The following is a 269-nucleotide window of genomic DNA, read 5'->3' as shown; positions in this document are numbered from 1 at the left end:
CCTCGCCGTGCTCCCCTTCTTCCACATCTACCCCATCACCCTCCTCCTGAACCTCCCCCTCACCCCCGTCTTCCCGCACATGCTGCACATCCCCTACGCCTACCTCTACCCCATCATCCTCCTCACCACCGTCCTCGCCCCCTTCCCCCTCACCAACAACCTCTTCACCCTCTCCCTCCTCCTCCTCTTCCACCTCCTCCCCCGCTACCCCCCCCCCCTCCTCACGCCCCTCACCCACCATCCCGCCCACCTCCTCACCCCCCCCACCC

The 269-nt window shown here is 67.3% G+C and carries 1 protein-coding gene; it reads left to right on the top strand.

All coding sequences use genetic code 11. The features are described from left to right. Positions 1 to 79: 79 nt before the first annotated feature. Positions 80 to 269, top strand: a 190-nt coding sequence (locus FS793_RS16875; protein ID WP_369008509.1) for a hypothetical protein, incomplete at its 3' end; no start/stop codon positions are given.

The sequence above is a fragment of the Agrococcus jejuensis genome (genome assembly GCF_007679035.1).
Classification (GTDB): domain Bacteria; phylum Actinomycetota; class Actinomycetes; order Actinomycetales; family Microbacteriaceae; genus Agrococcus; species Agrococcus jejuensis_A.
Note: the sequence above shows the minus strand (reverse complement) of the source record. Positions and strands in the feature narration are given on the sequence as shown.